Here is a 20868-nt window from a genome sequence, read left to right as displayed (position 1 = left end):
TGTTCACTGGTGGGCATGCCTGAGCACGCGTCGATCCTTCAGCAGATAGGCCTGGCGATTCTCGCGGTCGCCACGGTGGCATGGGTGGTCGGTCTGGTCCGACTGGTGCGCATCGTGGCCTTCGCGCCGCCCGAGACGGCGCGGTTGCCGCTGGGTGTGCTGCCGAAGCAGTCGCAGGCCCCGGCGGCGGAGTCGGCTCCGCTGACGGCCGACGAGCAGGACGCGTTCGCCGGGCTCGTACGGCAGTTCGGCCGGAGCTGAGTCCGCGCCCCGGCTGCTGAACGCTTGTGAACGGGCTTCAGGCGTACGTGCGTCAGGCGCTGGTCCGGCGCTTCGCCGCCGCCCGGTGTTCGATCGCCGTGCGGGCCTCGTCCTGGGTCGCGTAGACCTCGCACATGTGGCGGCCGTCCGGCGTCGCCGTGTGCTCGACCTCCCACAGGCTGACCTCGTCCCCGTCCCGCAGTAAGAACGCGTGCTCGTACAGCGCGAACCCCTGGCTGACGCGGCGGCCGAACGCCTGCGTGATCTGGTGCGCGCACGCGTCCCGCAGCAGCCGGGCCGTGCCGGGGCCCGGCCTGGTCGACGGGTCCGGGTTCTCCGCACGGCGCAGCAGCCGGCGCGCGTGATCGACGGAGCTGTCCGGGTCGGCGGGGCCGAAACGGTGCCGCTCCGGTGGGACCGCGGTCAACTGGACGGAGGCGAGGGGCGCATGGAGATCGAAGTCCGGGGTGGCCTCCGGGGGCAGCGGCAGTCGGCCGGTGGCGAGGTGCAGCTCGTCCTCGGTGACGTAGACCTCATGCTGTTCCGCGCCGTCCCGGCCGGTGTTGTGGACCAGCTCCCAGAGGGTGAGCGCACTGCCGTCGGCGAGCAGCCAGGTGTGCCGGTACGTCTCGCGGTGGCGGCCGCCGCTGTGGTGGGCCGAGTGCAGGGAACCGGCGTACGCGAGCGCGCTGTCGAGGAGGTGCAGGGTCTCGTCGGGCAGTTCGAACGAGTTGAGGGCGCGGCCCAGGAGCTGGGCCAGGTGCTCGTCGGGCGTGGGTGACGTGGGGGCTGTGGCCGACGAGACGGCGTCGTGTTCGTAGTCGTGCGGAACGCTCAAGGCACCTCCCGGCATTGCTGCATGTCACCTTGTGGGTGCATACCGTAGCCCCTGCTTCGGACATCATGTCCGGGAAATCGCAATCCGGGAACGGCAATTGGGAAACGTGTCCTGACAACGGGCGGGCCGCGCGGAAGGTTCCCGCGCGGCCCGTGTCGTCATGGTTTTTCGTCCGCCCTGGTGAGGGCGCGGTTACCCGCGGTCATCTCAGGCGGAGGCGCCCGACGTCCACTCGCTCCAGCTCAGGTTCCAGCCGTTGAGGCCGTTGTCGGGCGAGATCGTCTTGTCGGGGGAGTTCTTGACGACCACGACGTCGCCGACGAGCGACTGGTCGAAGAACCACTTGGCCGTCGTGTCGCCGCCCGCGCCCTTCACGTCGCGCATGCCGACGCAGCCGTGGCTGGTGCCCTGGGCGCCGAAGATGCCGGGCGAGCTCCAGTAGTTGCCGTGGATGAACGTGCCGGACTGCGACAGGCGCATCGCGTGCGGCACGTCCGGGATGTCGTACTCGCCGCCGAAGCCGACCGTCGAGCCGTTCATCCGCGTCTGGACGAACTTCTCGGAGATCACCATCTGGCCGTTGTACGTCGGGTGGTCGGCGCTGCCCGTCGACACCGGCACCGTCTTGAGGGTCCGGCCGTCGCGCACGACCGTCATCTGCTGCGTCTTCACGTCGACGGTGGAGACCTGCTTGCGGCCGACGGTGAAGGTGACCGTCTTGTTCTGCACGCCATGGATGCCCTTGGCGCCCTCGACGCCGTCGAGCGCGATCTTCATCGTGACCTTGGAGCCGGCCTTCCAGTAGTCCTGCGGCCGGAAGTCCAGGCGCTGGGAGTTGAACCAGTGGCCGACGACCTGCTGCCCGCTGCTGGACGTGACCTTGATGTGCGACCGCACGTCCTTCTGGTTCGTGATCGCCTTGTCGAACGTGAACGACACCGGCATGCCCACGCCGACCGTCGCCCCGTTGTCCGGCGTGTACGTGCCGATGAAGCTGTTGGCACTGGAGACCGTCGTGAAGATCGAGTTGGCGGCGGCGGTGTGGCCCTCGCCGTCCTTCGCGGTCGCGGAGAGGCGGTACTTGGTGCCGCGCTCCAGCTGCTCCTTCGGCTTCCATGCTGTGCCGTCTGCGGCTATCGCGCCCGCGACCTGCTTGCCGGACGCCGACTCGACCATCTTGACGTCGGTGAGCCTGCCCTCGCTGACCTTGACCCCGGTCGTGTTGATGGAGGCGCCGGTCGAACCGTCCTTCGCGGAGATCGTGATCTGCGGTGCGTTCTCCGCACCGTCCTTGCCGTGCTTGTCGTCGTCGGCATTGGCGCTGCCGCCGCAGGCCGTGAGGGTGAGGGCACCGATGACGAGAGTGGCGCACGCGACGGCCATGTTCTGCCTTCTCACGGTCTGCTCCTTCTGTTCCTTCTTGGGCGTTGCGGCCCATTGATGGCGTTGCGGTTGGTTGATCCGGTACGTGGAGAGAGTCACGGACGGCCGGAGAGGTTCCTTCCGCTTGCTGTGAACGGGGACACAGGGACAGTCCTGTTACGCGGGTGATGGCGCTGTGACGTACGGGCCCGCGCGGGGCTCTACGGGCGCGTACGGCGCTCGACGGGCGCGTACGGGGCTCCACGGGCGCGTACGGGCATCGGTTATCGGGACGACGGCTGCCCGGTGCCGTAGAGGTCGCTGTACGACAGATAGGTGCCGCCGGGGCCGTCCACCGACTCCGCCGCCCGCACGGCCCGCACGATCGCCCGCGTCACGAGGTCGGCGCCGGCCGCGAGTATCTCGTTCAACGCGAGCGGGTTCGCCGCGTCCAGCGGCCGGGCTCCGGTGGCGACGGCGAACACCGTGTCGCCGTCGTTCAGCAGATGCACCGGCCGCACGGCCCGCGCGATGCCGTCGTGCGCCGTCCCCGCCATCTTCTGCGCCTGCGCCCGGCTCAACTCGGCGTCGGTCGCGACCACGGCGAGGGTCGTGTTGAGCGGCGGTGCGGGGTCCTTCGCGGCTGCCGCGGAGAGGCGGTGCGTCGCCGCCGCGTGGACTTCGGGGGAGGGGTACGTCACCGGGCCCTGCCCCGCGAAGAACTCCCCGTACAGCGCGCCGGTCGCCGGGTCGAACGCCGAGCCCGCCGCATTGGCCACCACCAGCGCGCTCACCGTGATCCCCGAGCCGAGCACCGCCGACGCGGTGCCGATGCCGCCGCGCAGCCGGCCCACGAGCGCGCCGGTGCCCGCGCCCACATTGCCCTCCGGCACCGGCGAGCGCGGCTCCGTCGCGGCGGCGGCCTCCACCGCGGCGCGGCCGGTGGCCGCGTCGGGACGGGCCCGCCAGTCACCGCCCCGGCCCAGATCGAAGACGCAGGCCGCGGGCACCACCGGGACGACCCTGCCGGGCCCGCCCACCGGGACGCCCCGGCCCGCCTCCTCCAGCCAGGCCATCACGCCGGACGCCGTGTCGAGCCCGTACGCGCTGCCGCCGGTCAGCACGATCGCCTCGATGCGCCGCACCAGGTTGCGCGGGTCGAGCGCGTCGGTCTCCCGGGTGCCGGGGCCGCCGCCGCGCACGTCGACGGCGGTGACCGCGCCGCCCTCGGGGGCGAGCACGACGGTCGTCCCGGTCAGGAAACCGTCACCGGTGAGGGTGGCGTGACCGACCCGCAGGCCGGTCACGTCGGTGAGGGCGCCCTGGGAGGGCCGCGCCGCCGTCGTGGCTGCTGTCTCGGAGGCCGCCGTGGCTTCTGCCGCCGTGGGCGTGGGCTTGGGCGTAGTCGTAGCCGCCGTCGTCGGCGTCGTCTTCGGTGGGTGTGCTCGCTCTGTCGCCATCCACCATGCGTAGCACGGCAGTTGTGCGCGACTCAGGAGGCGTGCCCGGCCTCCGCCCGCCGTGCCCCGCGCGCCGACAGCAGCACGCCCGCCGCGACCGTGAGCCCCGCCACGAGCCCCGCCGCGAACACCGCCCAGTGTCCGGCGAACGTGCACGCCAGCATCAACAACGCGGCCACCGGCAGCGTCAGTTGCTGCGCCGTACCCACCTTGAAGTACCGCGCGTGCAGCGCCCACACCATCAGCAGGAACAACGCCGACGGGATCGTCACGGCCGCCGACGCCGCGACCGTCGAGATGTGGGCCTCGCCGACCGCCTGCTCCACGGCCACCTCGAGACCCGCGCCGATCGCCGCCGCCGACGCGAAGACGAAGTAGTGGCCGTAGCCCCAAAGGAACGCCTGCCGGTTGCTGCGCAGACGGTCGTGGACGGGGGCCGCGAAGTAGATCCACCAGGCGGCGAAGACGATGAGAAGGCCGCCGGCGGCGATCGGCAGCAGTTCGCCCAGCGCGTCGTTCTCCTGCACGCCCGTCTTCACGGCGACCGTCGCCGCCGCGATCGTCTCGCCCAGCACGATGATCGTGAACAGCCCGTAGCGCTCGGAGATGTGGTGCGGGTGCCAGGAGGACTGCCGGTCCTTCTCGGCGTACACCGGTACGCACATCTCCAGGATGGCCATCACGAGGAACACCCAGTTCCGTGCGCCGTCCGAGGCGAAGCCCAGGCTGAGCCAGCCGACCTGGCAGAGCAGAATCCCGCCCGCATACCGCAGCGCGACCGTCCGCGCGGCCCCGCTCGTCGCCTTGGCCGCGCGCAGCCAGTGCGCCGCCATCGCGACCCGCATGATCAAGTAGCCGAGCACGACCACGGTGAAGTCGTCGGCGAAGGCGCGCGAGACGCCTGCGGCCAGCACCAGGACACCGGCGATCTGGAGGAGCGTCACGAGCCGGTAGAGCACGTCGTCGTTGTCGTACGCCGAGGCGAACCAGGTGAAGTTCATCCAGGCCCACCAAATGGCGAAGAAGACCCGTGCGTAGCCGATCACGCCCGTGTCCGTGTGTCCCTCGGCGATCGCGTGCACCAGCTCCACGCCGCCCTGCGCCACCGCGACGACGAAACAGAGATCGAAGAACAGCTCCAGCGTCGACGCGACGCGGTGTTTCTCGTCCCGCCCCCTCTCCCGCAAGCGGCGCACAGGGGAAGTGTGCGGCTGCGGTGAGGCGTGCGGCACGGTGCCCTGGCCACCGGACTCGTGCGGTGTGTGGGGCGAGGGGGGCGGGGAGGAGGACGTGGGCTTCATGCGGACAGGAGACCAGATGAGGAGCCGCGCCGCGGTCACCGGCACCTGGATCGCCGGGGTGGGCGGGGGCGTCGGCGTCACCGGCGCCTGAATCACCGGGGTGAAAGGGGGCGTCGGCGTCCGTGCCGCCGGGGTGGGCGGGGGCGTCGGCGTCCGCATTCCCGGGTGGCGCCCAGCGGAGCCGGTGGCAGTCGGGGCCGCGATCCCCGGGTTCAGGGCCCAGGGTTTGGGGGCGCCAGGCTCGCCCCGGGTTCGGGGGCCCCGACGTACCCTGGAGTCATGAGTACCGCCCCCGCCCCCGAGCCGCGTGACCCCAAGGCCGCGCTGATCTTCGACGACCCGCTGACGGCCCAGTCCGCCGATGACACGGACCGTGGCTGGGGCGAGCGGCCCTCGGCCGGCGACAGCAGCGCCGCCGACCTGGCTCGCTTCCTCGACGAGAAGCCGCCCCACCACCTCTGAACCCCGGCCAGGGCTCCTGCTAGGGCCTCGGTCAGGGCTCCGCGCGGCCCGAACCGCCCCGCTGGGCCACCAGCGTGTCGCGGATCTCCTTCAGGACCTCCAGCTCCGACACCTCGACGGTCTCCGCCGCGCCCTCCCGTGCCGCCTTGCGCTCGGCCTGCCGGGCCAGGTACTTCGCCATCGGCAGCACCATCAGGAAGTAGACGACCGCGGCCGTGATGAGGAAGCCGAGCGTCGCGCTCAGGACCGAGCCCCAAAGGATCTCGATGCCCTCGTCCTCGCCGCACGGGCCCTTCAGGCAAGACTTGTAGCCCTCGAGGTCCTTGGTGCCGAAGGCGCCGACGATCGGGTTGATGACCCCCTTCACCACCGCGTTCACGATGTTCGTGAACGCGGCGCCGATGACGACCGCCACCGCCAGATCGATCACATTGCCGCGCATCAAGAAGGCTTTGAAGCCCTCCCACAGACTCGGCTCGTTCTTCTTGCTCACCAGGAGGCCTCTCTTCACGTGCGCCGGATGCGGAGCAGACGGCTTCGCAACTTACGACAGCACGGGTCAGACCTGTCCAATTCGCTAACTCGATCGGGGGACTTGACGCCCCGCACGCCATCAAGGTCCCGGTCACCACACCGTCACCGCCAGCCGTGCGGTGGCCCCGGCGCCCGCGAGCCGCACAGCCGTGGCGCGGCCCACCGACAGCACCACCAGCGCCCCGCCCGCCACTGCCCCGGCCGCGTCCGGCTCACCGGGCCCCGCGTCCGCCTCCGGCACGGACGCCACCCGCGCCCTCGACGCCAGTACCCGTACCCCGGGCCCGCCGTCCGTCCGCGCCGCCACCACGTCGACCCGGTCGCCGGCCCGCAGCAACCGCACCGCTCCCGCGTCGGCGATCCGTACCGGCGCCGACACTGACACGGCAGGGCCGCGTGCCCGCTCGCCCGGTGGTGACGCTGCCCGCTCGTGGCCGCGTCCCGCGCCGGACGACGGCACGGCGGCAGCAAGCGCCGCCGCCGTGAGAGCGAGCCCGGCGGCCATGGTCGGCCCCCGGCGGCGCCCCGGGCGTCCTGGCCGCCACCGCGGGCCCCGTACCCGTACGGGAGGGAACGAGGGCACCTCAGAGGTCGGGGGAGTGCTGAGCTGGGCCGGGGGAGTCGTCGCGGACATGGCCGTCACCGCCTGCGGGTCGTGTCGATCGAGGGTCGGGGGTCGAGGATCGTGGTCGGTGTGACCGGCTTTCACCCGTCACGCCGACCACGATCCGCCTCCCGGCCGGATCCCGCTGAGCCCCGTGTACTACCGCCGGGTTGTGGACAACTCCCTCACCCGAACGCGAGGTTCCAGCACCCCTGCCGCCCGCCGGGCCACGCCCTCACACCCCCGCCGACGCAGCTGCCCACCCCGGTCAGGGCAACCGGATCCCCGGATCCATCCCCCCGAGCGCCCCCGCGCACAGACAGTCCCGCTCCCCGTTCCCCGGCAACCCGGCGACCACGTCGAACAGCACCGTCCGCAGCCGCCCCAGATTCGCCGCGAAGACCTCGAGCACCTCGTCGTGCGAGACGCCCTCCCCTGTCTCGGCGCCCGCGTCGAGGTCCGTGACGAGCGTCAGCGACGTGTAGCAGAGCTCCAGCTCACGCGCGAGCATCGCCTCGGGGTGCCCGGTCATGCCCACCACCGACCAGCCCATCGCGGCATGGAACCGGGACTCGGCGCGGGTCGAGAAACGCGGGCCCTCGACCACGACGAGGGTGCCGCCGTCCACCGGCTCCCAGTCCTTGCCGCGCGCGGCCTTCACGGCGACCTTGCGGCCCGTGGGGCAGTAGGGGTCGGCCGGGGAGACGTGCACGACGTTCGGGACGGTGCCGTCCGGCAGCGGGTGTCCGTCGAAGTAGGTCTGCGCCCGCGCCTTCGTACGGTCCACGAACTGGTCGGGCACGAGGAGCGTGCCCGGCCCGTACTCGGCCCGGAGCCCGCCGACCGCGCACGGTCCGAGGACCTGCCGTACGCCCACGGAGCGCAGCGCCCACAGGTTGGCGCGGTAGTTGATGCGGTGCGGCGGCAGATGGTGGCCGCGCCCGTGCCGGGGCAGGAAGGCGACCCGGCGCCCGGCGACCTCGCCGAGGAAGAGGGAGTCGCTGGGCGGCCCGTACGGCGTCTCCACCTGCACTTCGGTGACGTCGTCGAGGAACGAGTAGAAGCCGGAACCGCCGATCACGCCGATCTCTGCGGCGTCGGCGTGCGTGTTCGTATTGGTCGCCATGGTCAGCACAGTAACCAAGGCCACAAATGCCGAAGACCCCGCCGCAGGTGTGCGGCAGGGTCCGGCAGGACGCTCGTGGAAGGTCGCGCCTAGGCGGCGGACGACGAGCTGGAGGAGCCGGCGGACGCGCTCGACGAGCTGGACGACGTCTTCGAGTCCGAGGAGGACGAGGACGACGACGAGGAGTCCGAGGACGACTTCGAGGACGAGTCGGAGCCCGACTTCGAGGACGACGACGCCGGGCTGCTGCTCGACGACGAGCCGCGACTGTCATTGCGGTAGAAGCCCGAGCCCTTGAAGACGATGCCGACGGCCGAGAAAACCTTCTTCAGGCGGCCACCGCAGTTGGGGCACTCGGTGAGGGCGTCGTCGGTGAACTTCTGCACCGCCTCGAGGCCTTCGCCGCACTCGGTGCACTGGTACTGGTAAGTCGGCACTGTGTCTTCCTCCTGGCACTCTCACTCATTGAGTGCTAACGACGATCCATAGTGACCTATTCCGCGAGATCAGTCCACTGCCACCGGCTGTCGGTGACCCACGCCACGCGCGACGGTGCGCCCCGAGGACGGCGGCACGAGGCGCGAGCGCAGCAGGAACATGACCCCCAGGGCGAGCACCGTGCCGCCCATCGGGACCAGGAATCCCGCACCGTCCCAGAAACGGTCCTCGAGCTGTCCCGCCACGGTCACCGCGGCCGCCTGGCCGAGGGCGACCGCGCCGGTCAGCCAGGTGAAGGCCTCCGTGCGGGAGCCCGCGGGGACGATCGACTCGACGAGCGTGTAGCCGGTGATCAGGGACGGCGCGATGCAGACGCCGACCAGCAGGCCGAGCCCGGCGAGCAGCAGTACCGACTGCGCCGCCCACAGGCCGGACGCGGTGAGCGCGAGGGCGGTGTAGCCGACGAGCAGGCGGCGCTGCGGCGCGACCTTCCAGGCGATGGCGCCGCAGACGAGGCCGGAGAGCATGTTGCCGGCGGCGAAGGTGCCGTACAGGACGCCGTTGAGGCCGGGCTCGCCGATCGCCTCGGTGTAGGCGGCGAGCGAGACCTGCATGCCGCCGAAGACGGAGCCGATGCCGAGGAACGTCACGATGAGCACCCGCACGCCGGGGACGCGCAGGGCGGAGGCGTGCTCCACGCGCGCGTGGCCGTCCGCGGCACCCGTCGCGGGAGCGGAGGCGGCCGTGGGGGTCGGCTGTGTGCGCTTCTGCGCGGCGAACAGCAGGCCGCCGACCAGGGTGAGCGCGGCTTCCGTGATCAGGCCCGCGGCGGGGTTGATGCCGGTGCACAGCGCGGTCGCGAAGAGCGGGCCGAGGACGAAGGTGAACTCGTCGGTGACCGACTCGAAGGCGGCCGCGGTCTGCATCAGGGGCGAGCCCTGCAGCTTGACGCCCCAGCGGGCGCGCACCATGGGCCCGATCTGCGGCGTGGAGGCACCGGTGGGCACGGCCGCGACGAACAGCGCCCAGGTGGGCGCCCCGGACAGGGCGAGCACGGTCAGGGTGATCCCCGCCGCGCAGTGCACGAGGACACCGGGCAGCAGGACGGCCCGCTGGCCGAAGCGGTCGGCCAGTTTGCCGCTGTAGGGCGCGAACAGGGCCATGGCGACACCGGTCGTCGCGGAGACCGCGCCCGCGGTGCCGTACGAGCCCGAGGTGTGCTGGACGAGCAGCACGATGGAGATGGTCAGCATCGCGAACGGCTGGCGCGCCGCGAAGCCGGGGAGCAGGAACGTCCAGGCCCCGCGGGTGCGCAGCAGCTGTCCGTAGCCCGGCCGGGAGCCGGGGGTGCCGGGAACCGTGTCCTTCTGTGGCACGGCCCTCGCCTTTCTGCCGCCTGGTAGCCCGGTGGCCTCCTGGTCGAGGAGTACCGGGCCGAGAGCCGTCCTCATGCGCCGGGAACCGAGTGATACCTGCGGTCCGCGCCAGGAGAGGCCCTGGGCCATGCGGTGCACGCGCGCGTGGCGGGGTGCCGCAAGGGGACCGCGGCCGCTTTGCGGTCGCGCCGGCTCTACATCAGGCAGAGTCGGTAGTTCAGTGGTTCGGGAGTTCAGTGGTTCGGGAGACATTGCGGAAAGCAATGTCTGTCCGACCATGTTAACGGGCGGTTTCGCCCCCTGTGCCCAGCCAGCCGGCGAGCTTTCCGCCGTGGGCGATGGCGCGCAGCCGGGCCTCGGCGGCGTCGCGCACCGGGTCGGTGGCCACGACCAGGAGTTCGTCGCCGTGGCGCAGCACGGTGGTGGGCGACGGGACGAAGGAGGCGCCCTCGCGCACGACGAGGGTGACGGCGGAGCCCTTGGGCAGGCGCAGTTCGCCGACCTCCACGCCGTGCATGCGGGAGCCGTCGGGGACGGAGACGGAGAGCAGGTGCCCGCGCAGCCGCTCCAGGGGCGCGGACTCGATGCCGAGGTCGGCGGCGGCGTCCGAGGAGCCGAGGCGCAGCTTCCTGGCGAGCCAGGGCAGTGTGGGGCCCTGGACGAGCGTGTAGACGACGACCAGGACGAAGACGATGTTGAAGATGCGGCGGCTGCCCTCGACGCCGGTCACCATCGGGATGGTCGCCAGGATGATGGGCACGGCGCCGCGGAGGCCCGCCCAGGACATGAGGGCCTGCTCCCGCCAGGGGATGCGGAAGGGCGCCACGCTGATGATCACCCCGAGCGGGCGGGCGATCACCGTGAGGACGAGGCCGATGAGGAGCGCGGGCACTATGTCGTCGGCCAGTTCATGCGGCGTGACGAGCAGTCCGAGCAGGACGAACATGCCGATCTGCGCGATCCAGCCGAGCCCTTCGGCGAAGCCGCGGGTGGCGGGCCAGTGCGGCAGTTTGGCGTTGCCCATGACCATGGCGGCCAGGTAGACGGCGAGGAAGCCGCTGCCGTGGGCCATGGCGCCCGCGGCGTAGGCGACGGTGGCGATGGCCATGACGGCGATCGGGTAGAGACCGGAGGCGGGCAGCGCGACGTGGCGCAGGCCGTAGGAGCCGGCCCAGCCGACCGCGAGGCCTATCGCCGCGCCGATCGCGAGCTCCAGGGCGATCTCGCCAATGAGGACGTACCAGTGTTCGACGGGCCCTGCGGCCGAGAAGGCGACGACGAGGATGACGACAGGGGCGTCGTTGAAGCCCGACTCCGCTTCCAGGACGCCGGTGATGCGGGACGGGAGAGGCACCTTGCGCAGCACGGAGAAGACGGCCGCCGCGTCCGTGGAGGACACCACCGCGCCGATGATGAGGGCCTGGTGCCACTCCAGGCCGACCACGTAGTGCGCGCCCGCCGCGGTCACACCCACGCTCACGGCGACGCCGACGAGCGACAGGGCCGCGGCCGCCGGGAGCGCCGGTTTGATCTCCTTCCACTTCGTGCCCAGGCCGCCTTCGGCCAGGATCACGACGAGGGCCGCGTAGCCGATGACCTGCGTCATCTCCGCGTCACTGAAGGAGACGTCGCCGACGCCGTCCTGGCCCATGGCGATGCCGATGCCCAGGTAGAGCAGCAGGCTTGGCAGCCCGCTGCGCGAGGAGATGCGCACCGCGGCGACCGCGATGAGCAGCACGAGCGCGCTCACGAGCAGGAGCTGGTTGAGGTGGTGGACAGTCAGGGGCCGGTCCTTCCGCGAGGGGCGCCGTCAAAGGGGATGAGGTACTTCGTTACCTTACCTAATCGTTAACGCTTTCTTGACGCCCGGCCGGTGGTTGGCCCCTCCGTTCCTGACTCCGCGTCCGGGCCCGCACCGCACTGCTCGTATGGTTGCTCCAGCCAGCCGCTAGCGAAGGACAGCAAGGATCGCGATGCCCTCCACTACGAACGCCTCTTCCGGTCGCCAGTCCGGCAAGAAGAAGGGGCGCCGAGCCCGACTGCTCGTGATCGTCCTCGTGTTGGCCGTCGTCGCGGGCATCGGATACGGCGCCTATTGGGGCGTGGACAGCGTGCGCGCGTCCTTGCCGCAGACGACGGGCTCGGTCAAGATCGACGGCCTCAAGGGACAGGTGCAGGTCAAACGGGACGGCTACGGCGTCCCGCAGATCTACGCCTCCTCGGACGAGGACCTGTTCATGGCGCAGGGCTTCGTCCAGGCGCAGGATCGGTTCTACGAGATGGACGTGCGCCGCCACACCACGTCCGGCCGCCTGTCGGAGATGTTCGGCAAGGGGCAGGTCAAGACGGACGAGTTCCTGCGCACCCTCGGCTGGCAGCGGGTGGCGCAGAAGGAGTACGACTCCAAGCTGTCGCCCGAGACGAAGAAGTACCTCCAGGCGTACTCCAAGGGCGTCAACGCCTACCTGGCGGGCAAGAGCGCCAAGCAGATCTCCGCGGAGTACGTGGCCCTGGGCTTCGAGAACGACTACAAGCCGCAGCAGTGGACCCCGGTCGACTCCGTGGCCTGGCTGAAGGCGATGGCCTGGGACCTGCGCGGCAACATGCAGGACGAGATCGACCGTTCGCTGATGACGAGCCGCCTCACCACGAAGCAGATCAAGGACCTGTACCCCGAGTACCCGTACGACCGGAACAAGCCGATCGTGCAGGAGGGCGCCTACAACAGCGCCACGGGCACGTACGACGACTCGGCGTCCGGCACGGGAACGGGCGGCACGGGCACCGGTACGGGTACTGGCACCGGCACCGGCACCGGCACCGGCACGGGTACGGGTACGGGAACCGGCACCGGCACCGGGACAGGAACCGGAACGGGCACCAGCACAGGAACCGGCACCGGAGCGACCGCCGGTACCGGCCTGACGGGCGGCACAGGCGCCCCCAGCGGCTTCCAGAGCCAGTTGGGCGGCCTCGCCGACGTCCTGGACCAGATCCCCGACTCCGCGGGCCTGGGACCCAACGGCAACGGCATCGGCTCCAACTCGTGGGTCGTCGACGGCAAGCACACCATCACCGGCAAGCCGCTGCTCGCCAACGACCCGCACCTCGCGCCGCAACTCCCGTCCGTCTGGTACCAGATGGGCCTGCACTGCACGAGCGTCTCGGCCAAGTGCCAGTACGACGTGGCGGGCTACAGCTTCGCGGGCATGCCCGGCGTGGTCATCGGCCACAACGCGGACATCTCCTGGGGCCTGACCAACTCGGGCGTCGACGTCACCGACCTCTACCTGGAGAAGTTCCAGAACGACGGGTACCTGTACGACGGCAAGACGGTCGCCTTCAAGACCCGCCAGGAAGTCATCAAGGTCGCCGGCGGCGCCTCCAAGACGATCACCGTCCGCGAGACCAACAATGGGCCGCTGCTGTCCGACCGCAATGACGAGCTCGTCAAGGTCGGCAAGAAGGCGCCGGTGGGCACCACGGCGCCGGACCGCGGTGACGGCTACGGCATGGCGCTGCGCTGGACCGCGCTCGACCCGGGCAACACCATGGACGCCGTCTTCGCCATCGACAAGGCGAAGAACTGGACCGAGTTCCGCAAGGCGGCCACCCACTTCGAGGTGCCCTCGCAGAACCTCGTCTACGCCGACACCGAGGGCCACATCGGCTACCAGCTGCCCGGCCGCATCCCCGAGCGCGGCGAGGGCGACGGTTCCCTGCCGTCACCGGGCTGGACCTCGAAGTACCGGTGGACCGGCTACCTCGACCAGGACGAGCTGCCCTACGAGTACGACCCGAAGCGCGGCTACATCGTGACCGCCAACCAGGCCGTGGTCGGCAAGGACTACCCGCACACGCTCACCACCGACTGGGGCTACGGCACCCGCAGCCAGCGGATCACCGACCTCATCAAGTCGAAGATCGACGGCGGCGGGAAGATCTCCACCGACGACATGCGGCTCATGCAGATGGACAACAGCAGCGAGATCGCCAAGCTGCTCGTGCCCAAGCTGCTCAAGATCGACGTCAAGGACACGTACGTCCGCGAGGCGCAGCAGCTCCTGGAGAACTGGGACTACACCCAGAACCCGGACTCGGCGGCGGCCGCGTACTTCAACTCCGTGTGGCGCAACGTCCTGAAGCTCGCCTTCGGCAACAAGCTGCCCAAGGAGCTGCGCGTCGAGGGCCAGTGCCTGAGCGTCACGCCGGTCGACAACACCGGCCCGGCCGACGAGGACCGCAAGGTCCGCGAATGCGGCCAGCGCGACGCGCACTCGGCGCAGCCGGACGGCGGCGACCGTTGGTTCGAGGTCGTCCGCAAGATCATCAACGATGAGAAGAACGACTGGTGGCAGACGCCGGGCAACCGCAACAACAAGGCCACCGCCACCCGTGACGAGCTGCTCGCGCGTGCCATGAAGGACGCCCGCTGGGACCTGACGGCCAAGCTCGGCAAGGACATCGACACCTGGAGCTGGGGCCGGCTGCACAAGCTGGAGCTGAAGAACCAGACCCTCGGCACCGAGGGCCCCGGCTGGCTGCAGTACGTACTGAACCGCGGCCCCTGGAAGCTCGGCGGCGGCGAGGCGGCCGTGAACGCGACGGGCTGGAACGCCGCGGGCGGCTACGGCGTCGACTGGGTGCCGTCGATGCGCATGGTGGTCAACCTGGCCGACCTCGACAAGTCCCGGTGGATCAACCTCACCGGCGCCTCGGGCCACACCTACAGCGCGCACTACACGGACCAGACCGACAAGTGGGTCAAGGGCGAGCTGCTGCCGTGGAACTTCACGGAGAAGGCCGTCGGCGACAGCACCTCGGACACGCTGGTGCTGCAGCCGTAGAACAGCGGCCGTAAGCGACGAAGGGGCCTCCACGCGCGCGTGGAGGCCCCTTCGTCGCGTTCTCGGCGCTCAAGGGAAGCGTCTAGGTGAAGCGGCGCGCTCCCGACGGTGTCACCACGGCGTGCACCGCCTTGTCGTGCGCCTCTTCCGGGACGTGCGCGACCACTTCGGCGTCGTGAAGGAGCACGACGAGTGCGGGGCGTGCACCGGCCGATTCCAGCCGGGCTAGGACGCGGTCGTACGAGCCGCCGCCGCGGCCGAGCCGCATCCCGCGCGCGTCCACGGCGAGCCCCGGGAGCAGCACGACATCGGCGGCCAGGACCGCGTCGGGGCCGAGCCGTTCGCCGCCCGGCTCCAACAGGGCGATCCGGCCCGGGTGCTGGACCTCGACGAGCGAGGAAGGGCCGTCGTACACGCCCCAGTCCAGGTCGTTGTCGTCGAGGAGCACCGGCAGCAGGACCCGCGTCCCGCGCGCGCGGAGCGCGTCGAGCAGGGGCGCGGTGCCCGGTTCGCCGCCCACGGAGACGTACGCCGCGACGGTGCCGGCCCGCGCCAGCTCCTCGACCTCGAAGGCCCGCTCGGCGAGGGCCAGCTCCGTCTTCCGCACGTCATCCACCGGCAAGCTGCTCCTCACCGCGAGGAACCTTCGTCGCAATGTGCGCTTGTCAGGGTGAGCGCCACGCGGCTTGTCTGGATGTGGGCTCATAGTCGGCTCACAAACCTCTCCTATTCCACCCATATATGCGCACACAAAGCGGAACCACAGTTTCCGCCCATACGTGGCAGATATGGTGACGGGCATGACTGACTCGCACCCCAGGATCACCAAGGCTGTCATCCCCGCAGCGGGCCTCGGCACCCGGTTCCTGCCCGCCACGAAGGCGACTCCCAAAGAGATGCTCCCCGTGGTCGACAAGCCGGCGATCCAGTACGTGGTCGAAGAGGCCGCCTCCGCGGGGCTCGACGACGTCCTGATGATCACCGGTCGGAACAAGCGCCCCCTCGAGGACCACTTCGACCGCAACTACGAGCTGGAGAACGCCCTCCAGAGGAAGGGCGACGCCGCCCGCCTCGCGAAGGTGCAGGAGTCCAGCGACCTGGCGACCATGCACTACGTGCGCCAGGGCGACCCCAAGGGCCTCGGCCACGCCGTGCTCTGCGCCGCCCCGCACGTCGGCCGCGAGCCGTTCGCGGTCCTCCTCGGCGACGACCTGATCGACCCCCGCGACCCGCTGCTCGCCCGCATGGTCGAGACCCAGGAGCGCCACGGCGGCAGCGTCGTCGCCCTCATGGAGGTGGCGCCCGCGCAGATCGGTCTCTACGGCTGCGCCGCCGTCCAGGCCACCGAGGACGACGACATCGTCAAGGTCACCGGACTCGTGGAGAAGCCCGACCCCGCCGACGCCCCCTCCAACTACGCGGTCATCGGCCGCTATGTCCTCGACCCGCACGTCTTCGACATACTGCGCAAGACCGAGCCGGGCCGCGGCGGCGAGATCCAGCTCACCGACGCCCTCCAGCAGCTCGCCGCCGACGAGAAGATCGGCGGCCCCGTGCACGGCGTCGTCTTCAAGGGCCGCCGCTATGACACCGGCGACCGTGGCGACTATCTGCGTGCCATTGTCAGACTCGCGTGCGAACGTGAAGATCTGGGCCCGGACTTCCGGACCTGGCTCCGCAGTTACGTCACCGAGGAGATGTAGCACTTTGAGCAGCGCGACCACCCCGTCCAGCACCGGGCCGAGCACCGACAGCCAGCACGTCTGGTCGGTGGACGAGCACCTGGAGGACATTCTCGCCGCCGTCCACCCGCTCGACCCCATCGAGCTGCAGCTCCTCGACGCGCAAGGCTGTGTGCTCGTCGAGGACGTGACGGTCCCGGTCTCGCTGCCCCCGTTCGACAACAGCTCGATGGACGGATACGCGGTACGCGTCGCCGACGTCGCCGGGGCGAGCGAGGAGTACCCCGCCGTCCTCACCGTGATCGGCGACGTCGCGGCGGGCCAGGCCGAGCAGCCCACCGTCGGCCCCGGCGAGGCCGCCCGCATCATGACCGGCGCCCCGCTGCCCCCGGGCGCCGAGGCCGTCGTCCCCGTCGAGTGGACCGACGGCGGGCTCGGCGCGGGCCCCGTCACCACGATGTCCGCCCACGCCGACGCCCCCGAGGGCGCCTCGGGCGAGGTCCGCGTGCACCGCCCCGCCGCGGCACGCGCGCACGTACGCGCGCAGGGCAGCGACGTCCGGGCGGGCGACCGCGCCCTCACCACCGGCACGGTCCTCGGCCCGCCGCAGATCGCCCTGCTCGCCGCCATCGGCCGCGGCACCGTACGCGTACGCCCGCGCCCGCGCGTGGTCGTCGTCTCCACCGGCAGTGAACTCGTCCAGCCCGGCGAGCCGTTGGGCCCGGGCCAGATCTACGACTCCAACAGCTTCGCCCTGACGGCCGCCGCCCGTGACGCCGGGGCGATCGCCTACCGGGTCGGCGCGGTCGCCGACGACGCCGAGACGCTCCGCTCCACCATCGAGGACCAGCTGATCCGCGCCGACCTCGTCGTCACCACCGGCGGCGTCAGCGTCGGCGCCTACGACGTCGTCAAGGAGGCACTCTCCTCGGTCGGCGACCCGGACGAGGAGGACGGCATCGGCGCGGGCAGCGGCGTCGAGTTCCGCAAGCTCGCCATGCAGCCCGGCAAGCCGCAGGGCTTCGGCTCCGTCGGCCCCGACCACACCCCGCTGCTCGCCCTGCCCGGCAACCCGGTCTCCTCCTACGTCTCCTTCGAACTCTTCGTCCGGCCCGCGATCCGCGCCCTCATGGGCCTGGACGACGACACCGCGCGCCGCACCACGCGCGCGGTGCTGAGCGCCGACAAGGCGCTCACCTCCCCGGCGGGCCGCCGCCAGTTCCTGCGCGGCGCTCACGACGCCGAGGCGGGCACGGTCGCCCCCGTCGGCGGCTCGGGCTCCCACCTGATCGCGGCGCTCGCCCAGGCGGACGCGCTGATCGTGGTGGACGAGGACGTGACGGCCCTGGAACCGGGCACCGAAGTGGCCGTCGTCCGCCTCGGCTGACCGGCCCGGGCCGCCCGTTTTCGCGGGCCCCGCGATACCGTGTCGCGCACAGGCAGTCCGGCGCGCCGCACCGCGCACGGCTCGGATCGGGAGCGCCACAGCACCATGAGCACTTCGCAGGACCGACTCACCCACATCGACGAGGCGGGCGCGGCCCGCATGGTCGACGTCTCGGAAAAGGACGTCACCGCGCGCACCGCCCGCGCCAGCGGCCGCGTCCTCGTCTCACCGCGCGTGGTCGAGCTGCTGCGTGGCGAGGGCGTCCCCAAGGGCGACGCCCTCGCGACGGCCAGGATCGCCGGGATCATGGGCGCCAAGCGCACCCCGGACCTGATCCCGCTCTGCCACCCGCTCGCGGTCTCCGGCGTGAAGCTGGACCTCTCCGTCGCCGACGACGCCGTGGAGATCCTTGCCACCGTGAAGACGACGGACCGTACGGGCGTGGAGATGGAGGCCCTCACCGCGGTCTCCGTCGCCGCGCTCACGGTCGTCGACATGGTCAAGGCGGTCGACAAGGGCGCGGTGATCACGGACGTCCGCGTCGAGGAGAAGACGGGCGGCAAGTCCGGCGCCTGGCACCGCGAGGAGCGGGCATGACGCACACCTACCGCGCCCTCGTCGTCACCGCCTCCAACCGCGCCGCCGCCGGCGTCTACGCGGACAAGGGCGGCCCCCTGATCGCCGAAGGGCTGCGCGAGCTGGGCTTCGAGGTCGAGGGCCCGCAGGTCGTACCGGACGGCGACCCCGTGGAGGCGGCGCTGCGGGCCGCGGTCCAGGCGGCGTACGACGTCGTGATCACCACCGGCGGCACCGGCATCTCGCCCACCGACCGCACGCCCGAGGCGACCGCCCGCGTCGTCGAGTACGACGTGCCGGGCATCCCCGAGGCGATCCGCGCGTACGGGCGCGAGAAGGTGGCGACCGCCGCGCTCTCGCGTGGCCGCGCCGGGGTCGCCGGGCGCACACTGATCGTGAACCTGCCGGGTTCGAGCGGCGGGGTGAAGGACGGGCTCGCCGTCCTCGCGCCGCTCCTCACCCACGCCGTCGACCAGCTGCGCGGCGGCGATCACCCCAGACCCGGCGCCCACGAAGCCGGGGGTGCGCACTGAACAGCCCGTCCTGGCCCGTCGTCCTGGCGGAGGGCGATGTCGTCCTCCGGCCGATAAAGCTGCGCGACCAGCGCGCCTGGCGTGAGGTCAACCGCCGCAACCGCGACTGGCTGCGCCCCTGGGAGGCGACGATCCCGCCGCCCACCGCGAGCGGCCCGATCACGCACCGCCCCACGTACCGTCAGATGGTCCGCCATCTGCGCTCGGAGGCGAACGCGGGCCGGATGCTGCCGTTCGTCATCGAGTACCAGGGCGTGCTCGTGGGCCAGTTGACGGTCGCCGGGATCACCTGGGGCTCGATGTGCTCGGGCCACGTGGGCTACTGGGTGGACCAGGGGGTGGCCGGGCGCGGGGTGATGCCCACCGCCGTCGCGCTCGCCGTCGACCACTGCTTCCGCACGGTCGGCCTGCACCGCATCGAGGTCTGCATTCGCCCCGAGAACGGGCCGAGCCGCCGCGTCGTGGAGAAACTCGGATTCCGCGAGGAGGGGCTGCGGCCCCGCTATCTCCACATCGACGGCGGCTGGCGCGACCATCTCGTCTTCGCGCTCACCGCCGAAGAGGTCCCCGAAGGACTCCTTCGTCGCTGGCGGCGCGGACGGCGCGGCAACACCGCAGGTCCGGCCGGTTCCAGCGCCGTCGATCCGGGCGCCCCCTCGAAATAAAATAAATGTTCGAATTTCGCTCGTGAACGCGCACGAGGCGGCCCGGAACGCCCTCCAGGTCATTGAATTCGCACCCTCGGTGGCCAGTTGATCGCACCAGTCGGAAAAAATGCTCGAAATATCAGGCAGATCGTGCGACACACCGGCCCAATTGGCGGATGGCTCCCCGCAAACCCCTCTACGGTGTGAGGCGTGAGCAGCAGCGGCCTCATCTACGCAGTCATCGTCGGGGCCTGGGCCGCCTACTTGGTGCCGATGTGGCTCCGTAGGCAGGACGAGCTGAACGAAGCCCGTCCGACGGAACGCTTCAGCACCGCCATCCGACTTCTGTCCGGACGAGCGGGCATGGAGCGCCGGTACGCCAAGGACCTGCAGGCGCGCTCCCCGGAGACGGACGAGCAGCCCCTGGCCGACCCGGACGCGCCCACCGACGCGGTGGACGTCCGGGCCCTCGGCGCGCCCCCGGCCACCGCGCGGCAGCGCCCCGAGCCCGCACGCGTGCCCGAGCCCGTACGCGTGCCCGAGCCCGCCCGCGCGCCCGAACCCCAGCCGGAGCCCGCCGCCGAACCCGCCCCCAAGTCCCGCCCCGCGCGCACCACTTCCGCCGCAGAGGCGCAGGCACGGGCCCGGCGGACCAAGGTGCTCGCACGCAGGCGCCGTACGACCGTGCTGCTCTTCGTCGCCTTCACCGCCGGCGCCGTGGTCGCCGGGGTCGGCGGCGTCGCCTTCCTGTGGGCGCCCGTCGCGCCCGCGCTGCTGCTCAGCACCTACATCGTCTACCTGCGGGCCCAGGAGCGACGCCGGTTCGCCTACGTCATGGACCGCCGCCGCGCCGAGATCGCCGCCCAGCATCTGCGCGAGCGCCAGCCCCGGCGCCGTCAGCCGTCCGCGCAGCGAGGCGCCGCCGACGACCTGGAGGACGGCCCAGACACCGAGGTGGGCACCGACCCCGGGCTCGAAGCGCTCGCCGCCGACCGGCGCGCCCTCGTCGAACAGACCGACCACGCCGAATGGGTCGACCAGCAGCGCGAGCGCCAGCGCCCGCCCGGCGCCGGTGACAGCTGGGACCCCGTCCCCGTACCGCTGCCCACCTACGTGACCGCGCCGGTCGCCCCGCGCGCGGGCGGCGGTGTCGACTACGGCGCCCCCGAGACGTGGAGCGCGGCCCGCTCCTCCGCCGCCGAACAGACGGCGCCCGAACCGCCGCAGGAACAGCCCGCCGACGACGGCCGCAGCGACGCCCGCCGCGCCGCCTCCGCCCGCCGCTCCCGCGAGCGCGGCCGCACGCCGCTGTTCGACCAGTACGACGACGGCGCCGACGCCGGGGGCCGTCCCAAGGCCGCCAACGAGTGACCTGGCTGACCTGCCCGGAAGCGATTTTGGGGCTACCGGGTGAGGGTGCTAGAGTTTCACTCG

The 20868-nt window shown here is 71.5% G+C and carries 20 protein-coding genes; 9 read left to right on the top strand and 11 right to left on the bottom strand.

The window, feature by feature from the left end:
* Positions 1-15: 15 nt before the first annotated feature.
* Positions 16-261 (top strand): hypothetical protein, encoded by a 246-nt coding sequence (locus C1N81_RS21915; protein ID WP_394431642.1) that lies wholly within the window; start codon positions 16-18, stop codon positions 259-261.
* A 52-nt stretch (positions 262-313) separates the two neighbouring features.
* Here C1N81_RS21915 and C1N81_RS21910 read toward each other — a convergent pair whose 3' ends face one another.
* The 4 genes from C1N81_RS21910 to C1N81_RS21895 all read right to left on the bottom strand — a co-directional run bounded on the left by C1N81_RS21910 (position 314) and on the right by C1N81_RS21895 (position 5222).
* Positions 314-1099, bottom strand: a complete 786-nt coding sequence (locus C1N81_RS21910; protein ID WP_394431641.1) for a DUF6227 family protein — start codon at positions 1097-1099, stop codon at positions 314-316.
* A 207-nt stretch (positions 1100-1306) separates the two neighbouring features.
* Positions 1307-2482, bottom strand: coding sequence for a L,D-transpeptidase (locus C1N81_RS21905; RefSeq protein WP_394438140.1), 1176 nt, complete (start codon positions 2480-2482; stop codon positions 1307-1309).
* 263 nt (positions 2483-2745) lie between these two features.
* Positions 2746-3921, bottom strand: coding sequence for a P1 family peptidase (locus C1N81_RS21900; protein WP_394431639.1), 1176 nt, complete (start codon positions 3919-3921; stop codon positions 2746-2748).
* A 32-nt stretch (positions 3922-3953) separates the two neighbouring features.
* On the bottom strand, positions 3954-5222 hold the full coding sequence (locus C1N81_RS21895; protein WP_394431637.1) for a low temperature requirement protein A: 1269 nt from the start codon (positions 5220-5222) through the stop codon (positions 3954-3956).
* Positions 5223-5501: 279 nt separating this feature from the next.
* Between C1N81_RS21895 and C1N81_RS21890 the strand changes: the two genes are divergently transcribed.
* A complete protein-coding gene (locus C1N81_RS21890) occupies positions 5502-5684 on the top strand; it encodes a hypothetical protein (RefSeq protein WP_394431635.1) in 183 nt (60 codons plus the stop codon).
* Between the two features lie 31 nt (positions 5685-5715).
* Here C1N81_RS21890 and C1N81_RS21885 read toward each other — a convergent pair whose 3' ends face one another.
* The 6 genes from C1N81_RS21885 to C1N81_RS21860 form a co-directional block, all read right to left on the bottom strand.
* Positions 5716-6126, bottom strand: coding sequence for an MscL family protein (locus C1N81_RS21885; RefSeq protein ID WP_394438138.1), 411 nt, complete (start codon positions 6124-6126; stop codon positions 5716-5718).
* 183 nt (positions 6127-6309) lie between these two features.
* Positions 6310-6723, bottom strand: coding sequence for a hypothetical protein (locus C1N81_RS21880; RefSeq protein WP_394431634.1), 414 nt, complete (start codon positions 6721-6723; stop codon positions 6310-6312).
* Positions 6724-7090: 367 nt separating this feature from the next.
* A complete protein-coding gene (locus tag C1N81_RS21875) occupies positions 7091-7948 on the bottom strand; it encodes an S-methyl-5'-thioadenosine phosphorylase (protein ID WP_394431632.1) in 858 nt (285 codons plus the stop codon).
* An 89-nt stretch (positions 7949-8037) separates the two neighbouring features.
* Positions 8038-8385 carry an FmdB family zinc ribbon protein gene (locus C1N81_RS21870; protein WP_394431630.1) on the bottom strand — a complete coding sequence of 116 codons (348 nt, stop codon included), beginning with the start codon at positions 8383-8385 and terminating at the stop codon, positions 8038-8040.
* A gap of 69 nt (positions 8386-8454) precedes the next feature.
* The gene (locus C1N81_RS21865; protein ID WP_394431628.1) at positions 8455-9762 is read right to left on the bottom strand and encodes an MFS transporter; all 1308 of its coding nucleotides are present in this window, start codon (positions 9760-9762) and stop codon (positions 8455-8457) included.
* Between the two features lie 280 nt (positions 9763-10042).
* A complete protein-coding gene (locus C1N81_RS21860) occupies positions 10043-11512 on the bottom strand; it encodes a potassium/proton antiporter (RefSeq protein WP_394431624.1) in 1470 nt (489 codons plus the stop codon).
* A 223-nt stretch (positions 11513-11735) separates the two neighbouring features.
* Here C1N81_RS21860 and C1N81_RS21855 point away from each other — a divergent pair, with 223 nt between their 5' ends.
* Positions 11736-14609, top strand: a complete 2874-nt coding sequence (locus C1N81_RS21855) for a penicillin acylase family protein (RefSeq protein WP_394431622.1) — start codon at positions 11736-11738, stop codon at positions 14607-14609.
* A gap of 82 nt (positions 14610-14691) precedes the next feature.
* On the opposite strand, the gene C1N81_RS21850 is transcribed toward C1N81_RS21855, so the two are convergent.
* Positions 14692-15315: a 5-formyltetrahydrofolate cyclo-ligase gene (locus C1N81_RS21850; RefSeq protein ID WP_394431620.1), complete on the bottom strand. Its 624-nt coding sequence runs from the start codon at positions 15313-15315 to the stop codon at positions 14692-14694.
* 94 nt (positions 15316-15409) lie between these two features.
* On the opposite strand from C1N81_RS21850, the gene galU reads away from it, so the two are divergent.
* The 6 genes from galU to glpR all read left to right on the top strand — a co-directional run bounded on the left by galU (position 15410) and on the right by glpR (position 20805).
* Positions 15410-16312, top strand: coding sequence for a UTP--glucose-1-phosphate uridylyltransferase GalU (gene galU, locus C1N81_RS21845; RefSeq protein ID WP_394431618.1), 903 nt, complete (start codon positions 15410-15412; stop codon positions 16310-16312).
* A 4-nt stretch (positions 16313-16316) separates the two neighbouring features.
* Entirely contained in the window at positions 16317-17678 is a 1362-nt protein-coding gene (glp, locus tag C1N81_RS21840) for a molybdotransferase-like divisome protein Glp (protein WP_394431616.1), read from the top strand.
* Positions 17679-17783: 105 nt separating this feature from the next.
* Complete coding sequence (gene moaC / locus C1N81_RS21835; RefSeq protein ID WP_394431614.1) at positions 17784-18275, top strand: cyclic pyranopterin monophosphate synthase MoaC; 492 nt, start codon at positions 17784-17786, stop codon at positions 18273-18275.
* The gene (locus tag C1N81_RS21830) at positions 18272-18787 is read left to right on the top strand and encodes a MogA/MoaB family molybdenum cofactor biosynthesis protein (protein WP_394431612.1); all 516 of its coding nucleotides are present in this window, start codon (positions 18272-18274) and stop codon (positions 18785-18787) included. Before moaC ends, C1N81_RS21830 begins: the two co-directional genes overlap by 4 nt.
* Positions 18784-19452 carry a GNAT family N-acetyltransferase gene (locus C1N81_RS21825; RefSeq protein ID WP_394438136.1) on the top strand — a complete coding sequence of 223 codons (669 nt, stop codon included), beginning with the start codon at positions 18784-18786 and terminating at the stop codon, positions 19450-19452. The genes C1N81_RS21830 and C1N81_RS21825 overlap by 4 nt, the downstream gene beginning before the upstream one ends.
* Before the next feature lie 192 nt (positions 19453-19644).
* The gene (gene glpR, locus C1N81_RS21820) at positions 19645-20805 is read left to right on the top strand and encodes a divisome protein SepX/GlpR (RefSeq protein WP_394431610.1); all 1161 of its coding nucleotides are present in this window, start codon (positions 19645-19647) and stop codon (positions 20803-20805) included.
* Positions 20806-20868 lie beyond the last annotated feature (63 nt).

The sequence above is a fragment of the Streptomyces sp. SGAir0957 genome (genome assembly GCF_043523415.1).
This window is presented reverse-complemented; position numbering and strand designations above follow the sequence as displayed.